This is a genomic window from Pseudomonas sp. TZ252, assembly GCF_056110345.1.
Genome location: NZ_CM148566.1, coordinates 307,820 through 323,665, shown reverse-complemented (window position 1 = coordinate 323,665; position 15,846 = coordinate 307,820). Strand labels below are relative to the sequence as shown.

The following is a 15,846-nucleotide window of genomic DNA, read 5'->3' as shown; positions in this document are numbered from 1 at the left end:
AGTAGACAGTCGTCATTTGGGAAATGTCCGCGTGGTTCAGGATGTTTCGGCGCGAACGGCCGGCAAGGCGATGAGCGGCGTCGGCGTACCGGCAAAAACTTCCGCCCGCCTGCGTGGCGCCCGGTAGAATGCCGCCCCTTCGACAGGGGGAGACAACATGGCGGTCATCGGGCGTTTCAATTCACTGCAGGTGGTCAAGCACACGGAGTTCGGGCTCTATCTCGACGGTACCCAGCACGGCGAGATCCTCCTGCCCAAGCGCTATGTGCCGAAGGACCAGCCCAGCGAAGTGGGTGACTGGCTCAACGTGTTCATCTACCTGGACAGCGACGACCGCCTGATCGCCACCACCCAGACGCCCAAGGTCCAGGTCGGCGGTTTCGCCAGCCTGAAGGTCGTGGAGATCAACCGGATCGGCCTGTTCCTCGACTGGGGCCTGCCCAAGGACCTGCTGCTGCCGCATTCGGAAGAGAAGCGTCCGTTGCAGGTCGGCGACTACTGCGTGGTCTACGTCTACCTGGACAAGCGCACCAACCGCATCACCGCCACCGCGCGCCTGGACCGGCAGTTGGACAACCTGCCGCCGCGCTACAGCGTCGGCCAGGCGGTCGACCTGCTGGTGGTGGAGCGTACCGAGATGGGCTTCAAGGCGATCATCGAGGGCAAGCACTGGGGCCTGATCCACAAGAACGAGGCGTTCAAGTTCCTCCGCAGCGGCATGCGCGAACAGGGCTACATCAAGGAGTTGCGCGCGGACGGCAAGATCGCCCTGAGCCTGCAGCCGGTCGGCGCCGAGGCCGCCGTCGAGCTGAGCCAGCAGATTCTCGCCCGGCTGCTGGAGGCCGGCGGCAGCCTGCCGCTCAGCGACAAGAGTTCGCCGGAAGATATCCACCGGCTCTTCGGGGTCAGCAAGGGGACCTTCAAGAAGGCCATCGGCGGCCTCTACAAGAAAGGCCTGATCCTGATCCACCCGGAACGCATCGAACTGCCGCGCTGAGGTTTCCGCTCAGGGCTGGAGGAACGGGGCGAAGTCCAGGCCAGCGCCGCCGGGGCGGACGTCGCGCAGGCGCTTGCCGGGGTCCGCGCTCAGCTCCAGGCTGAGAGTCGGCCGGCGGGCGTTCTTGTCGCGCAGTTCCAGGCTGTCCTGCTGCTGGCGAAGGAAACCGGTGGGCACCTTCAGGTGCTCCACTGCATCGCCGGCCGGGTTCGCCAGCAGCAGGTTGAGGAACTTGCCGGCCTTCAGTTGGCTGAGCGGAATATCGAACCACCAGACGTTCTTGCTCTTGTTGAAGCGGGCGAGCAGGGTGTTGCCGGCATCCAGCACGGACATGCCCAAGGCCTGGTTGAGCTGTGCGATGGCTGCCGCTTTATCGAGTTTCATGGAGTTTCCTGACGGGCCGCGCCGGCCGGGATGGCGGGCGGGTAGCCGGATATTCTAGCAGCCGGAGGGACGCCGCAGGACCTGCGCGGTGCACAGGCCCCGCCGCTCAGACCATCCGCCGGAACTGCCGCCAGCGTTGCTGCCAGCCCAGCAGCAGCGGAGAGACCGCGGGGCCGGTGCCGGCGTCCTGCAGGCGCGGGTGGTGGCTGACCACGTTGACCAGGATCGGCTCCTGGGCGTTCTTCACATCGACGAAGAACAGGTGCTGCCCCTGGTGCAGGCGTTCTTCGAAGGGACGGAAGGCGCGGTTGGTGCGCTGCAGGCCGAAGAAGCTGCCTTCCCACAGGCAGAACGCGCAGAGCATGGCGCCGAGGAAGATCACCGGAATCCAGCCGGCGGCGGTTTCCGTCCAGCCGCTGGCATAGGCGAAGGCCACGGCGACGATGGCCAGGACGAGGCCGACCAGCAGGCCGACACGGCCGGAGCGGACCACATCCTTCTTCATGAACGGAGAGACTTCGTGCAGATGGCGCTGGCCGGTCTCCGCGTCCTTTTCGCTGAGGACGTGGATCTGCTCGGTGGCGATGCCGCTGGCTTCCAGTTCGGCTTCGAGCCGTTCCAGCTCGTCGAGGTTGTCGCTGATGTAGTAATGCCGGTTCATGGCATGCCTCCCATCGTCTGACGGCCTGTTCCTTGGGCGAACAGGCAAAGGTCGATACCCCCTGTCGGTGAATCCCGGAGCACCCGCAAGCGGCAGGTCGGCCGGGATTGTCGGTTTCTTGCGCAGCATTCAGTCTAGCATCCGCGGCAGCGGCGGCCGGTACGCCGGTCTGCTGGCTTCTTCCTTCAACATAGGCCGGAAGCGGGGTAGTGGCGGGGCCGGGCGATGGACGGGCCAGGTACGGGTGGGCCGTACGCAGCCCGCGAGCGCAGGATTACTCGGCGGGAACGATGATGGCGACGCGGCGGTTCTCGCTGCGGCCGGCGCGGGTCTTGTTATCGGCCACCGGCTTGCTCATGCCAAGGCCGCGGACCTCGATGTTGGCCGCCGGCATGCCGGCTTCGCGGAATACCGCGGCCACCGATTCGGCGCGCCGTTCGGAGAGCTTTTGATTGTAGCCTTCGTCGCCGTAGTTGTCGGTGTGGCCTTCCAGGCGGACCTTGTCGATGTCTACCGCGAGCAGGGCGCGGGCGATCTTGGTCAGGGTGTTGCGGCTGTCGGGATTGAGACGGTCTAGATTGTTGCCGAACAGCACCTTGCTCGACATGCCGAACTCCCAGCCTTCGTCGCGGAGTTCGAAGCCCTGCTCCTGGAGCACGGCGATCTGCTCGGCGCTCAGGCCGGTCTGCGGCGGCTTGGTCTGGCAACCGGCCAGGCCCAGCACAAGGCTGAACAGGGCGAGGGCAAGCAATCTACTTGGGTGGAGCCTCTGGGGTAGCACTGTCTATCTCCTTTTCTTCCTGAAGGATGCGGGGGTCGTTGAGTTCCGCCAGGCGCCGGCTGCCGCGGGCCTGGCGCTTGGCGATGTACATCGCCATGTCGGCGTCGTGGAGCAGCGCCGCCGGGGTATCCGCATGCTCGGGATAGAGGGCGATGCCGATGGTCAGCGAGGTACTCACCGTGCTGCCGTCGCTGAGCCGGATCGGCGCCTGCATGCTGGCGATGATGTTGTCGGCGATGCGCAGGGCGTCGGCGCCGGACGCCAGCGGTGCGAGCAGGACGGCGAATTCGTCGCCGCCCAGGCGCGCCACCAGGTCGCTTTCGCGCAACTGCCCACGGATGCGCATGGCGATGTTGACCAGCACGGTGTCGCCGGCGGCATGGCCGAGGCGGTCGTTGATCTCCTTGAAGCGGTCGCTGTCGATGAACAGCACCGCCAATTGCTCGCGATGCTCGTTGGCATCGCGCAGCGCCCGGCTCAGGCGGCCTTCGAAGAAGGCGCGGTTGGGCAGGCTGGTCAGGCTGTCGTGGTGGGCCTGGTGCGCCAGCGAGGCGTTCTCGTCCTGCAGGCGCGCCTGCCAGGATTCGAGTTCGTCGAGCAGGGCGTTGAAGTCCTCGCCCAGTTGGCTCAGCTCGGCGATGCCGGCTTCCGGTACGCGCTTCTCGAAATCCCGTTCGCGGCGCACGGTATGCGCGACCTTCGCCAGTTGGTCGAGCGGGCCGACGATACCGCGTACCAGCCGCCGCGACAGGTAGAAGGCGCCCAGGGCGGTAAGCAGCAGGCACAGGACCATGCCGGCGAAACCGGTGAGCAGGAAGCGCAGCAGGCTGCCGCCGGAGCCCTTCACCTCCACCGAACCGATCTTCTGGCCGTCGTGCAGGATCGGTTGTTCGGTCGGCGCGCTGAGCAGCCAGTGCGCCAGTTGCTGTTCCAGCAGGTGCAGCGGCCCGGTGCTTTCCCGATGCCAACTGGCCAGGGTCTGTCCCTGGCGGTCGTAGACGATGGCGCTGGAGACCTCTTCGCTGGAGGCGATCAGCGCCAGGGACTCCTCGGCGGCCTGGGCATCGCCGAAGACCACTGCGGCTTCGACGGTATAGCTGATGGAACGGGCGATCAGTTGCTGGTTGGGGTCGGCATAGGCGCGCAGGGTCAGCAGGCCGACCAGGGTCACCGCCAGCCCGGCGGTGAATACCGCGACCAGCGCCACGCCCAGGTGTGCGCGATAGAGCACCCGGCGCAGCGATGGATTGGAACCCGTATAGCGACGACGACGGTTCATCACGGAGTGGCCTGCCGCCTTGCCAGTTTCAATACGCTCGGGTGCACGCGTACGCCGCTGCGGGCGATGGAGTCGAGATTGGCCTCGAAGGTGATGCGCGGGCCGCCGACGTTGAGGCAGAACATGCTGCCGACGCTGCATTCGGTGCCACGCTCGCTGATGGACAGGACCGGATGCCCGGCCAGGCTGCGGAACACCTGCTGGCGCTCGCGCTCGTCGACCACTCCGAGGTAGATCACGTTGCAGAGCGTGCCGAGGTCCGGGTTGTCCACCGCGCGGCGTTCCGCATGCACGCGCCTGCCATTGGCCTGCACCATGCCGCGGAGCAGGCCGTCGGCGTACTCGGTCGGTCCGACCACGCAGAGTTGCAGGACCGCCGGCTCCTTCGGCCAGCGCACGTAGCTGAATATGCCCAGCAGAACCTGGCTGACCGCATTGCTGCGTTGCTCGACCGACGTCCGTGCGTCGTCCGCCCACAGGCCTCCGCCGCCCAGGCAGGAAACCGCCAGGACCAGGCAGGCCAGGGTGCGCCTGTAGAGGTCGAGGGGCTGCAAGGTGGGCAACGAAGGCAAAAAGGTTTCCTCCAGGAAAACGTAGCGGGGTGGCACGACTGGCCAGTGTAGTCGGTGTGCGGCGAATATTACCGGATGTGCCGGGAAAGAAAGCCGTTCGGTGTCAAATCAATGGCGCAATTGCCGGAGATGGAAGCGCTTTGCGTCTTGTCCTGTCTGGTTTTCTGGCTGAGCATGTAGGGCGTTACTGACCTTTATCAGGGGGCGGCATGATCCGGGAAATCCTCAAGATGGGTGACGAGCGCCTGTTGCGTATCGCGCAGCCGGTGCCGTCCGAACTGTTCGGTAGCGAGGAGCTGCAACGGCTGATCGACGACATGTTCGAAACCATGCATCACGTCGGCGGGGTAGGGCTGGCCGCGCCGCAGATCGGCGTCGACCTGCAGCTGGTGATCTTCGGTTTCGAGCGCAGCGAGCGCTATCCGGACGCCCCGGCCGTGCCGCCGACCATCCTGCTGAACCCGCGGGTCACCCCGCTGGACGACGAGATGGAAGAGGGTTGGGAAGGCTGCCTGTCGGTGCCGGGGTTGCGCGGCGCGGTATCGCGCCATCGGCGCATCCGCTACCAGGGCCTGGACCCGCAGGGACAGCCGATCGACCGCAGCGTCGAAGGGTTCCATGCGCGGGTGGTGCAGCACGAGTGCGACCACCTGATCGGCCGCCTGTATCCCTCGCGAATCACCGACTTCAGCAAGTTCGGCTTCACCGAGGTGCTGTTCCCCGACCTGGACCCCGCCGCGGACGATTGAGCGATTGCGCCTGCGGCTCCGCTCCGGCCTGGTTCAGCTCCGCGATGGGGTGCCGAGCGGCGCCGCCGGAGCGTGTTTTTTCGCTCGTTTCGCCAGGCGTTTCTCCTGGGCGGTTTTCAGCGGTTTCCTACGAGTTTCCTTCTTCGCGTTCAGTCCCTTGCTCATGGCGTTCACCTCCCCACGCAGCACCTGCGTGGCGCGCCGGATGGCCGATGGCGTCCGCGACGCCGGACGGCGGCGGACGCTTCCAGCATAATGCGTGGCGCAGCGCCCGGCGCGGGTGGCGATCGACGGCGCTCAGGGCAACTGGCGTTGTGCGGTGATTTCCGGCAGGTCCTGGCGGCGCAGATAGACCAGTAGCGGCTCGCCGATGTTCAGTCGTTCGTTGATGTTCTGTTCCAGCAGGATCTGCAACTGCTCGCGGCCCAGGCGCATGACGTCGTCGCGTACCGAACTCCAGACGAACTCGCTGGTGGGCGTGATGCTGTCGTCGGCTACGTCCATGCCGAAGGAGTCTTCGCTGAAACGCACGATGTAGCGGCCGGTCTTGCGGTTGAAACCGACGAACCCCTTGAGGGCATCGGCGGCCTGGCAGATGTCGGTGGATGTGATGCTCATGCGGAACCTCCCTGAACGTTCCTGTTTCTCTGGGCGCACGCATGATCGGCGGCGCCCCCGTTCTGCGGCGGGGGTCGCTGGTGCCGAGCGGGGTATTCTGCCAGTTGCCGCCGCCCGGGGAAGAGGGCGGACCGCGAACGGTAGTGGGACGGATTGTCGCGACCTTGGTTAAACCGCCGCCACGCGCTAGGCTCGGGGTTCGCAGCCGACCGAGTGGAGAACAGCGCCAGATGCCAGGGGCCGTGGATTTCAAGGAGCGGATATCCCGCCAGCGTCCGCATGACAGGGAAACCTACGGACATGCCGGGAATACCGATCTGCAAGACATCGTCTACCAGTTGGAAAGCGACCGCGGGCGCATCGTCAATTCCGCCGCCGTGCGGCGCCTGCAGCAGAAGACCCAGGTCTTCCCGCTGGAGCGCAACGCGGCGGTGCGCAGCCGCCTGACCCATTCCCTGGAAGTGCAGCAGACCGGGCGTTTCATCGTCCGCACGCTGTTCCGCCAACTGGGCCCGCGTGCCGCGGAGGTCGGCCTGGACGGGCTGGAAGGCGCGCTGGAAAGCCTGGTGGAAATGGCCTGCCTGATGCACGACGTCGGCAATCCGCCGTTCGGTCATTTCGGCGAGTACGCCATCAACGACTGGTTCGAACGCAACCTCGACGCCCTGTTCGAGCGCCGCATACCGCCGGGCCAGGGCGACGGCCTGTTGCAGCAGCGCATGCTCACCGACCTCAAGCATTTCGAAGGCAACGCCCAGGCCATCCGCCTGGTGGTGAAGCTGCTGCGCCTGAACCTCACCTACACCCAGACCGCCGGCCTGCTCAAGTACGTGCGTCCGGCCTACGAGCCGAAGCCGGACAAGGCGGCGGCGAACCACTACCTGAACAAGAAGCCGGGCTTCTATCTTTCCGAGGAAGCCTTCGTCGACGAACTGCGCCGAGTCCTCGGCATGCGCCCGGGCACTCGCCACCCTGTGGCCTACATCATGGAAGCGGCCGACGATATCTCCTATTGCCTGGCCGATATCGAAGACTCGGTGGAAAAAGGCATCCTCGACATCCGTCAATTGGCGGATCTGCTGGTGAAGAAGTTTGCCGTCCACCATTCGCCGGACGCGCCGATTCCCGGCGACGCGGACAACATGAGCTTCCAGCGGATGGTCGACTACTCGCTGGAAAAGGCCGAGCGGGAGCCGATCAACAAGGTCAGCGAATTCTTCATCCGCCTGCGGGTGAAAATGATCCACCCGCTGGTCCAGCACGCCGCCCAGCAGTTCATCGACAACCTCGAAGCGGTTCATGCCGGCACCCTCGGCCGCGCGCTGATGGAGGACGGCAGCCTGCCGCACGCCATCGTCCAGACGTTCAAGGACGTGGCCATGGAATGGGTGTTCTGCCATCCGGAGGTGGAAACCCTGGAATTGCAGGGCTACCGCATCATTCAGGGGTTGCTGGATTTCTACGCGCCGCTGCTGCGCCTGCCGGCCGAGGAGTTCCAGGCTCTCGCCGAAGGTCGCCAGGCCGCCGCGCCGCATCCGCAACTGCTGGTTCGGCGCCTGCCGAGCCAGCAGATCAAGGCTTACCTGGAGGCCATGAAAGGTGTGGCGGAGGACCCGTTGCAGCGGCAGTGGGAGTTCTACCACCGCTGCCGCATGCTCCAGGATTTCGTCAGCGGCATGACCGACCAGCATGCCCAGGACGAATACCGCGCGTTGTCCGCGCTGTAAGCGGAGGAGCGAGATGCGCGCTGTCGTCGAACTGCTCGCCGGCGCCCACCGCCTGGTGATCTTCACGGGCGCCGGGGTGTCGGCGGAAAGCGGGATTCCCACCTTCCGCGATGCCCTTGGCGGTCTCTGGGCGCGCTACGATCCGGCGGCCCTGGCCACGCCCGCGGCCTTCGCCGACGATCCCGCGCTGGTCTGGGGCTGGTACGAGTGGCGCCGCCTGAAGGTGCTGGGTGTCCAGCCGAATCCCGCGCACCGGGCGATTGCCGCATTGAGCGGACGAATCGCCGACACCCGGCTGGTCACCCAGAACGTCGACGATCTGCATGAACGCGCCGGCAGCCGCGACGTCCTTCACCTGCATGGCAGCCTGCACGCGCCGCGTTGCGCAACCTGCGCGGCAGCCTACCGGGACGCCTTGCCCGATTCGGTCGAGCCGGAAGAGGGACGACGGATCGAGCCGCCGCGTTGTCCGGCCTGCGGCGGACAGGTCCGGCCGGGCGTGGTCTGGTTCGGCGAGGCGCTGCCCGAGGCGGCGCTGCGCGAGGCTTTCGCCGCGGCCTGCGAGTGCGACCTGTTGCTCAGCGTCGGCACTTCCGGCGTGGTGCAGCCGGCGGCGCGGATACCCGGACTGGCGCTGGAGCACGGTGCCAGCGTCGTGCATGTGAACCCGCAACCGGTGCGCACCCGCCATCCGCGCGAACACTGTCTCGTCGGTCCGGCCGGCGAGGTGCTGCCCGAACTGTTGCGCCGGGCGTTTCCCGGCTGAGGCGGCTCAGCCCTGGGACGAGCCGAAGAGGATCACCGCGGAACCGATCAGGATCAGCAGCCAGTAGAGCGCGCCGAGCACGATGAACAGCAGGTTGTAGCCCGAATAGCCGGCGTTGCCCGTGCCCTGCGGGTCGCCGCTGGCGAGGTTGGCCTGGCGCTGGATGTTGCGCATCGGGATCAGCGGCGTGAGCAGCAGCAGGAGCGAGGGCAGCGAGTAGGGCTCCAGCGCGGGGACCACGTCGGTGAGATGGCTGATCAGGTTCGCCGCGACCGTCAGCAGCACCGCCCAGGTCGCATCCTTGCTCGGGCTCCATAGTGCCTGGCGCTCTTCCGGCAGGGCCTGGTGGATCCGCCGGGCGAGGGCGTGGAAAAAGAAGATGCCGAAGATCGCCCGCCATACCGGGCTGATCCGCCGCTCCATCTGCGGTTGCTGGGCCTTCCAGTGCTTGTACATCCAGTACACGCCGTAGAGCCCCAGGGTGACGAGGAAGAGCACGCTCATCTTGCCCAGGGAAGTGACGAAGAAATGCGCCCGCTTCGCGCCGCGGGTTTCCACCAGGGGCGCTTCCGGGGTCTTGTAGACGTTTTCCATAACTGATCCGGCAGTCCTTGAGAAAAACCGCCATTTTGCCTTCCGCCGCTCCGTCAGGCCAGCGGCCAGGGGCGTGCCGCCCCGGCCGTCCGATCAGGCGTTGCGGCTGGGCGGCGCCATGAACTCGGGACCGACCGGATCCTGGATGGTCTCGGCGAGGATCCGCTCGATGCGGGCCATGGCCTCGTCGTCCAGGCGCCAGCCGAAGGCGTCGGCGATGCCGTTCAACTGCTCCGGCTTGCGCGCCCCCCACAGCGCCACCGTAGGGCCGCGATCGAGAATCCAGCGGATGGCCAGGGCCAGCACCGACTTGCCATAGCGCTCGCGAGCCAGTTCCTCCAGTTGCGCGACCGCTGCCAGGTACTGGGCGAAGCGGGGCTGCTGGAACTTCGGGTCGGACTTGCGCAGGTCGTCGCCATCGAAGCGGGTCTCGGCGTTCATCCGTCCGGAAAGCAGGCCGCGGCACAGCGCTCCGTAGGCCAGCACGACGATGCCGTTACGCTCGGCGTAGGGCAGCACGTCGGCGTCGATGGCGCGCTCGAACAGGTTGTAGGGTGGCTGCACGCTGGCCAGCGGAGCGAACTGGCGGAACCCGTCCATCTGTTCCGGCGAATAGTTGCTCACGCCGATGGCGAGGATCTTGCCGTCGCGGCGCAGGCGCTCCAGTTCGCCGGCGGTTTCCTCGTGCGCCACCAGCGGGTCCGGCCAGTGAATCTGGTACAGGTCGATACGATCGGTTTTCAGCCGCCGCAGCGAGTCCTCGACCTCCCGGCGGATGCGTGCGGCGGAGGCGTTGCGGTGGATGCCCGCGTCGCTCCACTCCAGCGCCGCCTTGGTGGCGATCACCGCCTTGTCGCGCAGGCCCTGCAAGGCCTTGCCGACGACCTCTTCGGAATGGCCGAAGCCATAGACCGGCGCGGTGTCGATCAGGTTGATCCCGGATTCCACCGCACGCCGGATGGTTTCCACCGACGTCGCGTCGTCAGCGCCGCCCCACATCCAGCCGCCGATGGCCCAGGTGCCGAGGCCGATGCGCGAGACCGGCGTGTCGATACCCTCGATGCGAATGCTTTCAACGCTCATGGAAATACTCCTGCAGATCGGGAAAACGCTTGCCGGCAATGCGCTCGGCGGCACGGAGCGATTACTCTAGATCACCCGAGATTGAATGTGGCTCAATGCTGCATTGACCTCCGAGAACTGCCAGGAGCCCTGGAATGCCGGCTTTCACCCGTTCCGAACTCGCCGACCTGAACGTCTTCATGACCATCGTCCGGCGCCGCAGCTTCCGTCACTCAGCCCAGGAGCTGGGTGTCAGTACCTCGGCGCTGAGCCACAGCATGCGCAACCTCGAGGCGCGGCTCGGGGTGAAGCTGCTCAACCGTACCAGCCGTTCGGTGGTGCCGACCGATGCCGGTAGCGCGCTGGCGGCCAAGCTGGAGGATGGTTTCCAGGTGATCGGCGAGGCGCTCGGCGAGCTCGATGCCTATCGCACCTCGCCGGTGGGCCGGCTGCGCCTGAACGTGCCGCGCGATGCCTCGCGGCTGCTGCTGGGGCCGGTCCTCAGGCGCTTCACCGAGGCGTATCCGGACCTGCAACTGGAACTTTCGGTGGAGGACCGCATGGTCGACATCGTCGCCGACGGCTACGACGCCGGCATCCGTTACGGCGGCACGGTGCCCCAGGACATGGTCGCGGTGCCATTGACCGGGGAGCTGCGCTGGGTGGTGGCCGCGTCGCCCGATTACCTGGCGCGCCACGGCGTGCCCCAGCGGCCGGACGACCTGTTGCGGCACGCCTGCATCCGCATGCGCCTGGGCGACAACTCGTTCTACAAATGGGAACTGGGCGACGGCGAGCGGATGGTCGAGGTCGACGTGCCCGGCCCTTTCAGCGTCAACGAAAGCAATACGGCGGTCGCCGCGGCCCTGGACGGCATTGGCCTGGCCTACTGCCTGGAAGTGGGAATCGCCGAGGAGCTGCGTAGCGGCCGGCTGCAACTGGTATTGCCGGACTGGACCTCGATGGGCGCGCCGTTCTGCCTCTATTATCCGAGCCGACGCCAGCCGCAACCCGGCTTGCGCCAACTGATGGAAATGATCCGCGGCGACTGGCTGGGGCGTGCCTGAATCGTCCTCCCGCCAAACCTTGCAAGGAGCCCCCCATGCTCACCGGTCTCAATCACCTGACCCTGGCGGTCGCCGACCTGCCGGCCAGCATCGCCTTCTACCGCGATCTTCTCGGCTTTCGCCTGGAAGCACGCTGGGACCAGGGCGCCTATCTCGAACTGGGTTCACTGTGGCTGTGCCTGTCCCGGGAGCCGCAGTACGGCGGGCCGGCCGCGGACTACACGCACTATGCCTTCGGCATCGCCGCCGCGGATTTCGCCCGCTTCGCCGCGCAGCTGCGCGCGCATGGCGTGCGCGAATGGAAGCAGAACCGCAGCGAGGGCGATTCGTTCTACTTCCTCGACCCGGACGGCCATCGCCTGGAGGCCCACGTCGGCGACCTGCGCAGCCGGCTCGCGGCGTGCCGGCAAGCGCCCTATGCGGGAATGCGTTTCGCCGACTAGGCCTTGGCCTTGCCGGAAGCTACGGACGCCACGGCCGGGCCGGCGAGGCGCTTCAGCAGGCGCGGGCGGTTGCGCTCCAGCGCGCCGCCGCGTCCCCGCAGGCCGTCCCACAGGCCCCAGCCCAGGCAGCGCAGCTTGAGCAGCTTGTCGCGTTCGAGCAGGAGCACCGCGAGGCCCTGGGTCAGGGTCGGCAGGTTCGCCAGCAGGGCCAGCGGCGAGGACCGGGCGTAGCGGCGCAGGACCAGCAGGCCGTTGCGCGCCAGGTAGTAGCGGCGCAGCGGGGCGTGGTTCATCGCGCTGAGGCTGAGACCGCCGAGGCGGCGGGTCTTGCGCGTGCCGATGCGGTGCTCGAGGACCAGCCGCGGGTCGACGTACAGGGGCACGTCCAGCGCCTGGGCGCGCAGGCTGTATTCGGTGTCCACGTGGTCGATGAACAGTTCCTCGTCGAAGTGGCCGAGGCGCTGGTAGGCCTCGCGGGTCAGCAGGCAGCCGGAGGAGATCAGGAACGAGGTGCGCTGCGGGGTCGTCAGGCCGTCCAGAGACAATTGCCTGAGCGTCAGTCCGTCGAGATGGATGGCCGGCAGGAAGCGCCGGTCACCCCGGTCGAAGATCCGTGGGCCGAGCAGGCAGGCCTGACCGTTGCGCGCCTGCAGGTTGCGCCACTGGGCGGCGAGGAAGGCGCCGCCGGGACGGGAGTCCTGGTCGAGCAGCAGCACACCCTGCAGGCCGCGCCGGAACAGCGCGTCGAGCCCCTGGTTGAAGGCGCCGGCGATGCCCTGCCGGTTGCCGTGGTGCAGCACGGCGATGCCTTGCCCGCGCAGCCGGGCATTGCGCTGCGGATCGCTGTGCGGTGAGTTGTCGACGGCGAGGAAGCGCAGTTGCGGAAACGCCGCCGCCAGTTCGCCAAGGTGTTCCAGGTCGTCGTCGCCAGGATTGAACAGCACCACCAGCACGCCCATGTCTATCCGGTCCATGATCGTTCTTCTCCCGTAGGTCGAAGTTGCCAGGCCAGGACCAGCCCGGCCAGAACGAGAAGGGCGCCGGCGAGGAATGGCGCGCCGGCCAGGGGCACTGGCGCGAGCGGACCGCTGCCCCAGTGGAACAGGCCGCTCATCAGCGGCGGACCGACGATCGCGGCGAGGCTCATCAGGCTGCTCAGCACGCCCTGCAACTCGCCCTGGCGGTCGACCGGCACGCGGGCCGAGAGCAGCCCCTGCATGGCCGGGGTGGCGAGGCTGCCGAGCGCGAAGGGCAGCAGCGCGCAGACCAGCCAGAATGACGAGTCGACCAGGGCGAACAGCAGCAGGCCGCAGCCTTGCAGGGCGAGGCCCAGGCGCAGCAGGCGGGCGTCGTCCAGGCGCCGCTTGCAGAGGTTCACGCCGAGGGTCTGGGCGAGCACCGCGAGCACGCCGTAGAGGGCCAGCGAGTAGCCGATCCAGGCGCTGCTCCAGTGAAACTTCTCGATCACGAAGAACGGCCAGACCACCATCACCGCCTGCAAGCCGAGGAATACCAGGGCAAGCACCGCCAGCAGGCGTCCGACCCCCGGTTGCCGAGCCAGGCCGCTGATCGAGCGCAAGGCATTCATCCGCCTCGGATCCAGGCGGCGGCGTCGCGTCGGGGGCAGGGTTTCCTCGAGGAACAGGCCGGCGAGCAGGGCGTTGAGCAGGCACAGGCCGGCGGCCAGCAACAGCGGCAGCGTCGTGCCGTGCACCGCCAGCAGCCCACCGAGGGCGGGGCCGAGGATCATGCCCAGGGCGAGGCCGGCGTACAGCCAGCCGAAGTGCCGGGTGCGCTGCCCGTGCGTGCCGAGGTCAGCCGCGCAGGCCATCGCGGTGGCCACGCTGGCGCCGGTGAGCCCGGCCAGCGCGCGACCGAGGAACAGCATCCAGAGGCTGTCGGCCAGCGCCAGCAGCAGATAGCTGAGGGCGAAGCCGAGCATCGCCAGGGCCAGGACGGGGCGGCGTCCGAAGCGGTCGCTGAGGCTGCCGAGGACCGGCGAAAAGAACAATTGCAGCAGCGCGAAGGTCATCACCAGGGCGGCGCCCCAGGTGGCCGCGTCGCGGATCGCCAGCGGCGCCACGCTGCCGATCAGCGTCGGCAGCAGGGGCACGATCAGGCCGACGCCAGCGGCATCCAGCAGGCAGGTGAGGAACAGCAGAGGCAGGACGCGTTTCGCGCCGGGACCGTGTTCCCGCGTGGCGGAGGGGCAGAGGCTGGTCGTGGACACGCCAGGACCCTCCCGGCGAACACAGGAAATCCCGATCCTGGGACGCCAGCGACGGCAAGGGAAACTACCGGAATTCACAGGTTCGACGAACGGTCGCGGCAACGCCGGCGGGCGGTGTGATGTCATAATGATGTGACCCGTGCGCCAGTCGGGTATCCTTGCCGGCCTCTCAACGTTGTTTTCTAACGATATTTTCCTCCTGTCGCGAGCAAAGGGATTTCAATGACGCCCAGAAAAGGAAAGCTACCTGCCGTGCTCGCCTGCATGGCAGCGCTGGCGGGCTGCAACATCAACCCGGCGAACCAGGGCTCGGTGTCGTCCTGGTTCTCCATGCGCGCCGGCGATCCGCCCAGCTTCGTCACCGGCGTGGTCGGCTTCGAGAACACCGGCAGCAACGACCCGTCCACCCGCCTGACCCTGCGTTTCCGCGATCCCGCCTCCAAGACCCATGCGGCGCACGTCACCACCTCGTCGTACTCCGAGCTGTTCAGCCTCGCACTGACGCCGCGCTACTACGAGCTTTACGAGTTCGAGGTGAGGTACCTGTCCTATACCGTCACCCGCGAGACCGGTGCGTACGAGGAGCGCTGCGAGGCCAACGGCGAGGCGCTGGAGAAGACGGTCCGGAAAAGGAAGCGCAGCGTCACCCACACGGCGGTAAACGTGGAGTCCAACTGTCGTTCTACGCCGCTGACCAAGACCGACTACTACTACGAGACCTATACCTCCAAGCCGTTCTCCGCGCCGTTCCGTGCCGAGAGCTTCGCCACCAACTACATCGGCGACTTCCGCGTGCAGTGCAGCTACAAGGAGAAGAAGGGCAAGACGCTCGTCGACAGCTGCCGTCTCAACTACGGCGCCGTCAGCCGCGATCGGGTGGACGCCTGGGTGGCGCAGATGAACGAGGCAGACAAGGACAAGCGCGAGCCGCTGCCGCCGGTACGCCAGCAGGCGGTCGACACGAAGAAGGCCGGCAAGCTCATCCATTCGGTATTTCGCTGAGGCGCTCGCTCAAAGAGTGCCGGCGATCGCGCGCCAGGTGTCGGCGTATCGCCATCGCAGCCAGGCGACCAGGCAGCGCTCGTGCCAGCGTCGCAGGGCGCAGCTCCTTTGCCGCGCCAGGCGTCGCTCGATGGCCTCTTCCAGCCAGGCCTCGTCGAAGGCGGTCCATACCGCCGGAGCGGGGCTGAGCAGGTTGCCGTGGCAGACCGGCGCCACTTCCTCGAAGAACAACCGCTCCAGCAACGCCGGGTCGACGCCCTTTATCCGCCGGGCGATATCCTCGGGCTCCAGGAGAGTGTCGACGAAGGCGTCGGATAGCGCGTGGCGCAGTCGTCGGCGTTGGCTCGGGTCAAGGGCCATGGCAAGTATGGGTCCGCAGGCTGGTGCGCAGGCAGCATAACCCGCCACGGCCAGCGCGGAGAGGCGTCAGGCCCGACGGGGACGCCAGGAGCGACGACGAAGGGGTGGGCGCTGGCGGCCGAACCAGCGCCAGCGGTTGCGCCGTAGCGCCTCGTGGCACTCGTCGCGCAGCCAGGCTGGCAGCAGGCGCAGCCAGCGCAGGTGACGCCAGGGGCCCGGCAACAGGCGCAGCACCTCGAGCAGGGCATCGTTGTCGTCGCAGGCGTAGGCGCCGTCGACGAACAGCCAGGTGTCGAAATGATCGGGTGCCAGCCCGAACCAATCGAGAATCGCCAGGCCTTCGGCGGACTGCGCGGCAAGCAGCTTCAGCCGGTGGTCGGCGCGGCGTGCCAGGAAACCGCTCCAGAGCGTGCAGAAGCGGCAGTGCTGGTCGTACAACACGACCTTGTCGCCGGGCTTGAGGTACGGCGGCAGTGACATGAGGGGCCCCCTTGGGTTCGGCTTTGTGCGCAAGCCCGGAACCGTAACGGCGGGAAGGGAGGACGACTAGTCGG

Annotated in this window: 20 protein-coding genes; 7 read left to right on the top strand and 13 right to left on the bottom strand. The window is 67.2% G+C overall.

Going from position 1 to position 15,846, the window contains the following annotated elements; all coding sequences use genetic code 11:
* The first annotated feature begins 157 nt into the window (after window positions 1–157).
* Window positions 158–997 (top strand): CvfB family protein, encoded by an 840-nt coding sequence (locus ACYAF3_RS01515; RefSeq protein WP_003082250.1) that lies wholly within the window; start codon window positions 158–160, stop codon window positions 995–997.
* A 9-nt stretch (window positions 998–1,006) separates the two neighbouring features.
* On the opposite strand, the gene ACYAF3_RS01510 is transcribed toward ACYAF3_RS01515, so the two are convergent.
* The 5 genes from ACYAF3_RS01510 to yfiR form a co-directional block, all read right to left on the bottom strand.
* Window positions 1,007–1,381 carry a hypothetical protein gene (locus ACYAF3_RS01510; RefSeq protein WP_003082252.1) on the bottom strand — a complete coding sequence of 125 codons (375 nt, stop codon included), beginning with the start codon at window positions 1,379–1,381 and terminating at the stop codon, window positions 1,007–1,009.
* Window positions 1,382–1,487: 106 nt separating this feature from the next.
* Window positions 1,488–2,042, bottom strand: coding sequence for a magnesium transporter (locus tag ACYAF3_RS01505; protein WP_003112496.1), 555 nt, complete (start codon window positions 2,040–2,042; stop codon window positions 1,488–1,490).
* A 274-nt stretch (window positions 2,043–2,316) separates the two neighbouring features.
* On the bottom strand, window positions 2,317–2,823 hold the full coding sequence (gene yfiB, locus ACYAF3_RS01500; RefSeq protein ID WP_003082254.1) for a small colony variant regulatory network protein YfiB: 507 nt from the start codon (window positions 2,821–2,823) through the stop codon (window positions 2,317–2,319).
* Window positions 2,795–4,102, bottom strand: a complete 1,308-nt coding sequence (tpbB, locus tag ACYAF3_RS01495) for a small colony variant regulatory network diguanylate cyclase TpbB (protein WP_003082256.1) — start codon at window positions 4,100–4,102, stop codon at window positions 2,795–2,797. Before tpbB ends, yfiB begins: the two co-directional genes overlap by 29 nt.
* Window positions 4,102–4,674 carry a small colony variant regulatory diguanylate cyclase inhibitor YfiR gene (gene yfiR, locus ACYAF3_RS01490; RefSeq protein ID WP_003082257.1) on the bottom strand — a complete coding sequence of 191 codons (573 nt, stop codon included), beginning with the start codon at window positions 4,672–4,674 and terminating at the stop codon, window positions 4,102–4,104. The genes tpbB and yfiR overlap by 1 nt, the downstream gene beginning before the upstream one ends.
* Window positions 4,675–4,883: 209 nt before the next feature.
* On the opposite strand from yfiR, the gene def reads away from it, so the two are divergent.
* Window positions 4,884–5,423, top strand: coding sequence for a peptide deformylase (gene def / locus ACYAF3_RS01485; protein WP_003112493.1), 540 nt, complete (start codon window positions 4,884–4,886; stop codon window positions 5,421–5,423).
* A gap of 33 nt (window positions 5,424–5,456) precedes the next feature.
* Here the strand turns inward: def and ACYAF3_RS01480 are convergent, their stop codons facing one another.
* On the bottom strand, window positions 5,457–5,588 hold the full coding sequence (locus ACYAF3_RS01480) for a hypothetical protein (RefSeq protein WP_003086493.1): 132 nt from the start codon (window positions 5,586–5,588) through the stop codon (window positions 5,457–5,459).
* Window positions 5,589–5,720: 132 nt separating this feature from the next.
* On the bottom strand, window positions 5,721–6,041 hold the full coding sequence (locus ACYAF3_RS01475; RefSeq protein WP_003163119.1) for a DUF2025 family protein: 321 nt from the start codon (window positions 6,039–6,041) through the stop codon (window positions 5,721–5,723).
* Between the two features lie 230 nt (window positions 6,042–6,271).
* On the opposite strand from ACYAF3_RS01475, the gene dgt reads away from it, so the two are divergent.
* Together dgt and ACYAF3_RS01465 are read left to right on the top strand one after the other, a co-directional pair.
* Window positions 6,272–7,768: a dGTPase gene (dgt, locus tag ACYAF3_RS01470; RefSeq protein WP_003133889.1), complete on the top strand. Its 1,497-nt coding sequence runs from the start codon at window positions 6,272–6,274 to the stop codon at window positions 7,766–7,768.
* A gap of 13 nt (window positions 7,769–7,781) precedes the next feature.
* The gene (locus ACYAF3_RS01465) at window positions 7,782–8,534 is read left to right on the top strand and encodes an SIR2 family NAD-dependent protein deacylase (protein ID WP_034003114.1); all 753 of its coding nucleotides are present in this window, start codon (window positions 7,782–7,784) and stop codon (window positions 8,532–8,534) included.
* A gap of 6 nt (window positions 8,535–8,540) precedes the next feature.
* Here the strand turns inward: ACYAF3_RS01465 and ACYAF3_RS01460 are convergent, their stop codons facing one another.
* A complete protein-coding gene (locus ACYAF3_RS01460; protein WP_003082271.1) occupies window positions 8,541–9,128 on the bottom strand; it encodes a DUF4234 domain-containing protein in 588 nt (195 codons plus the stop codon).
* A gap of 93 nt (window positions 9,129–9,221) precedes the next feature.
* Complete coding sequence (locus ACYAF3_RS01455) at window positions 9,222–10,211, bottom strand: aldo/keto reductase (RefSeq protein ID WP_003082273.1); 990 nt, start codon at window positions 10,209–10,211, stop codon at window positions 9,222–9,224.
* A 134-nt stretch (window positions 10,212–10,345) separates the two neighbouring features.
* Between ACYAF3_RS01455 and ACYAF3_RS01450 the strand changes: the two genes are divergently transcribed.
* The gene (locus ACYAF3_RS01450) at window positions 10,346–11,257 is read left to right on the top strand and encodes a LysR family transcriptional regulator (RefSeq protein WP_003120586.1); all 912 of its coding nucleotides are present in this window, start codon (window positions 10,346–10,348) and stop codon (window positions 11,255–11,257) included.
* A 35-nt stretch (window positions 11,258–11,292) separates the two neighbouring features.
* Window positions 11,293–11,700: a FosA family fosfomycin resistance glutathione transferase gene (locus ACYAF3_RS01445; protein ID WP_003082280.1), complete on the top strand. Its 408-nt coding sequence runs from the start codon at window positions 11,293–11,295 to the stop codon at window positions 11,698–11,700.
* Here the strand turns inward: ACYAF3_RS01445 and ACYAF3_RS01440 are convergent.
* Both ACYAF3_RS01440 and ACYAF3_RS01435 read right to left on the bottom strand, forming a co-directional pair.
* Window positions 11,697–12,674, bottom strand: coding sequence for a rhamnosyltransferase (locus tag ACYAF3_RS01440; protein WP_031670674.1), 978 nt, complete (start codon window positions 12,672–12,674; stop codon window positions 11,697–11,699). The genes ACYAF3_RS01445 and ACYAF3_RS01440 overlap by 4 nt on opposite strands.
* Window positions 12,662–13,930, bottom strand: a complete 1,269-nt coding sequence (locus ACYAF3_RS01435) for a tetracycline resistance MFS efflux pump (protein ID WP_031670675.1) — start codon at window positions 13,928–13,930, stop codon at window positions 12,662–12,664. The genes ACYAF3_RS01440 and ACYAF3_RS01435 overlap by 13 nt, the downstream gene beginning before the upstream one ends.
* A gap of 312 nt (window positions 13,931–14,242) precedes the next feature.
* On the opposite strand from ACYAF3_RS01435, the gene ACYAF3_RS01430 reads away from it, so the two are divergent.
* Entirely contained in the window at window positions 14,243–14,932 is a 690-nt protein-coding gene (locus ACYAF3_RS01430) for a hypothetical protein (protein WP_003123148.1), read from the top strand.
* Between the two features lie 9 nt (window positions 14,933–14,941).
* Here ACYAF3_RS01430 and ACYAF3_RS01425 read toward each other — a convergent pair whose 3' ends face one another.
* Window positions 14,942–15,292, bottom strand: a complete 351-nt coding sequence (locus ACYAF3_RS01425; RefSeq protein ID WP_031688526.1) for a DUF7079 family protein — start codon at window positions 15,290–15,292, stop codon at window positions 14,942–14,944.
* Between the two features lie 66 nt (window positions 15,293–15,358).
* Window positions 15,359–15,772, bottom strand: a complete 414-nt coding sequence (locus ACYAF3_RS01420) for a thiol-disulfide oxidoreductase DCC family protein (RefSeq protein WP_003163116.1) — start codon at window positions 15,770–15,772, stop codon at window positions 15,359–15,361.
* Between the last annotated feature and the right edge of the window lie 74 nt (window positions 15,773–15,846).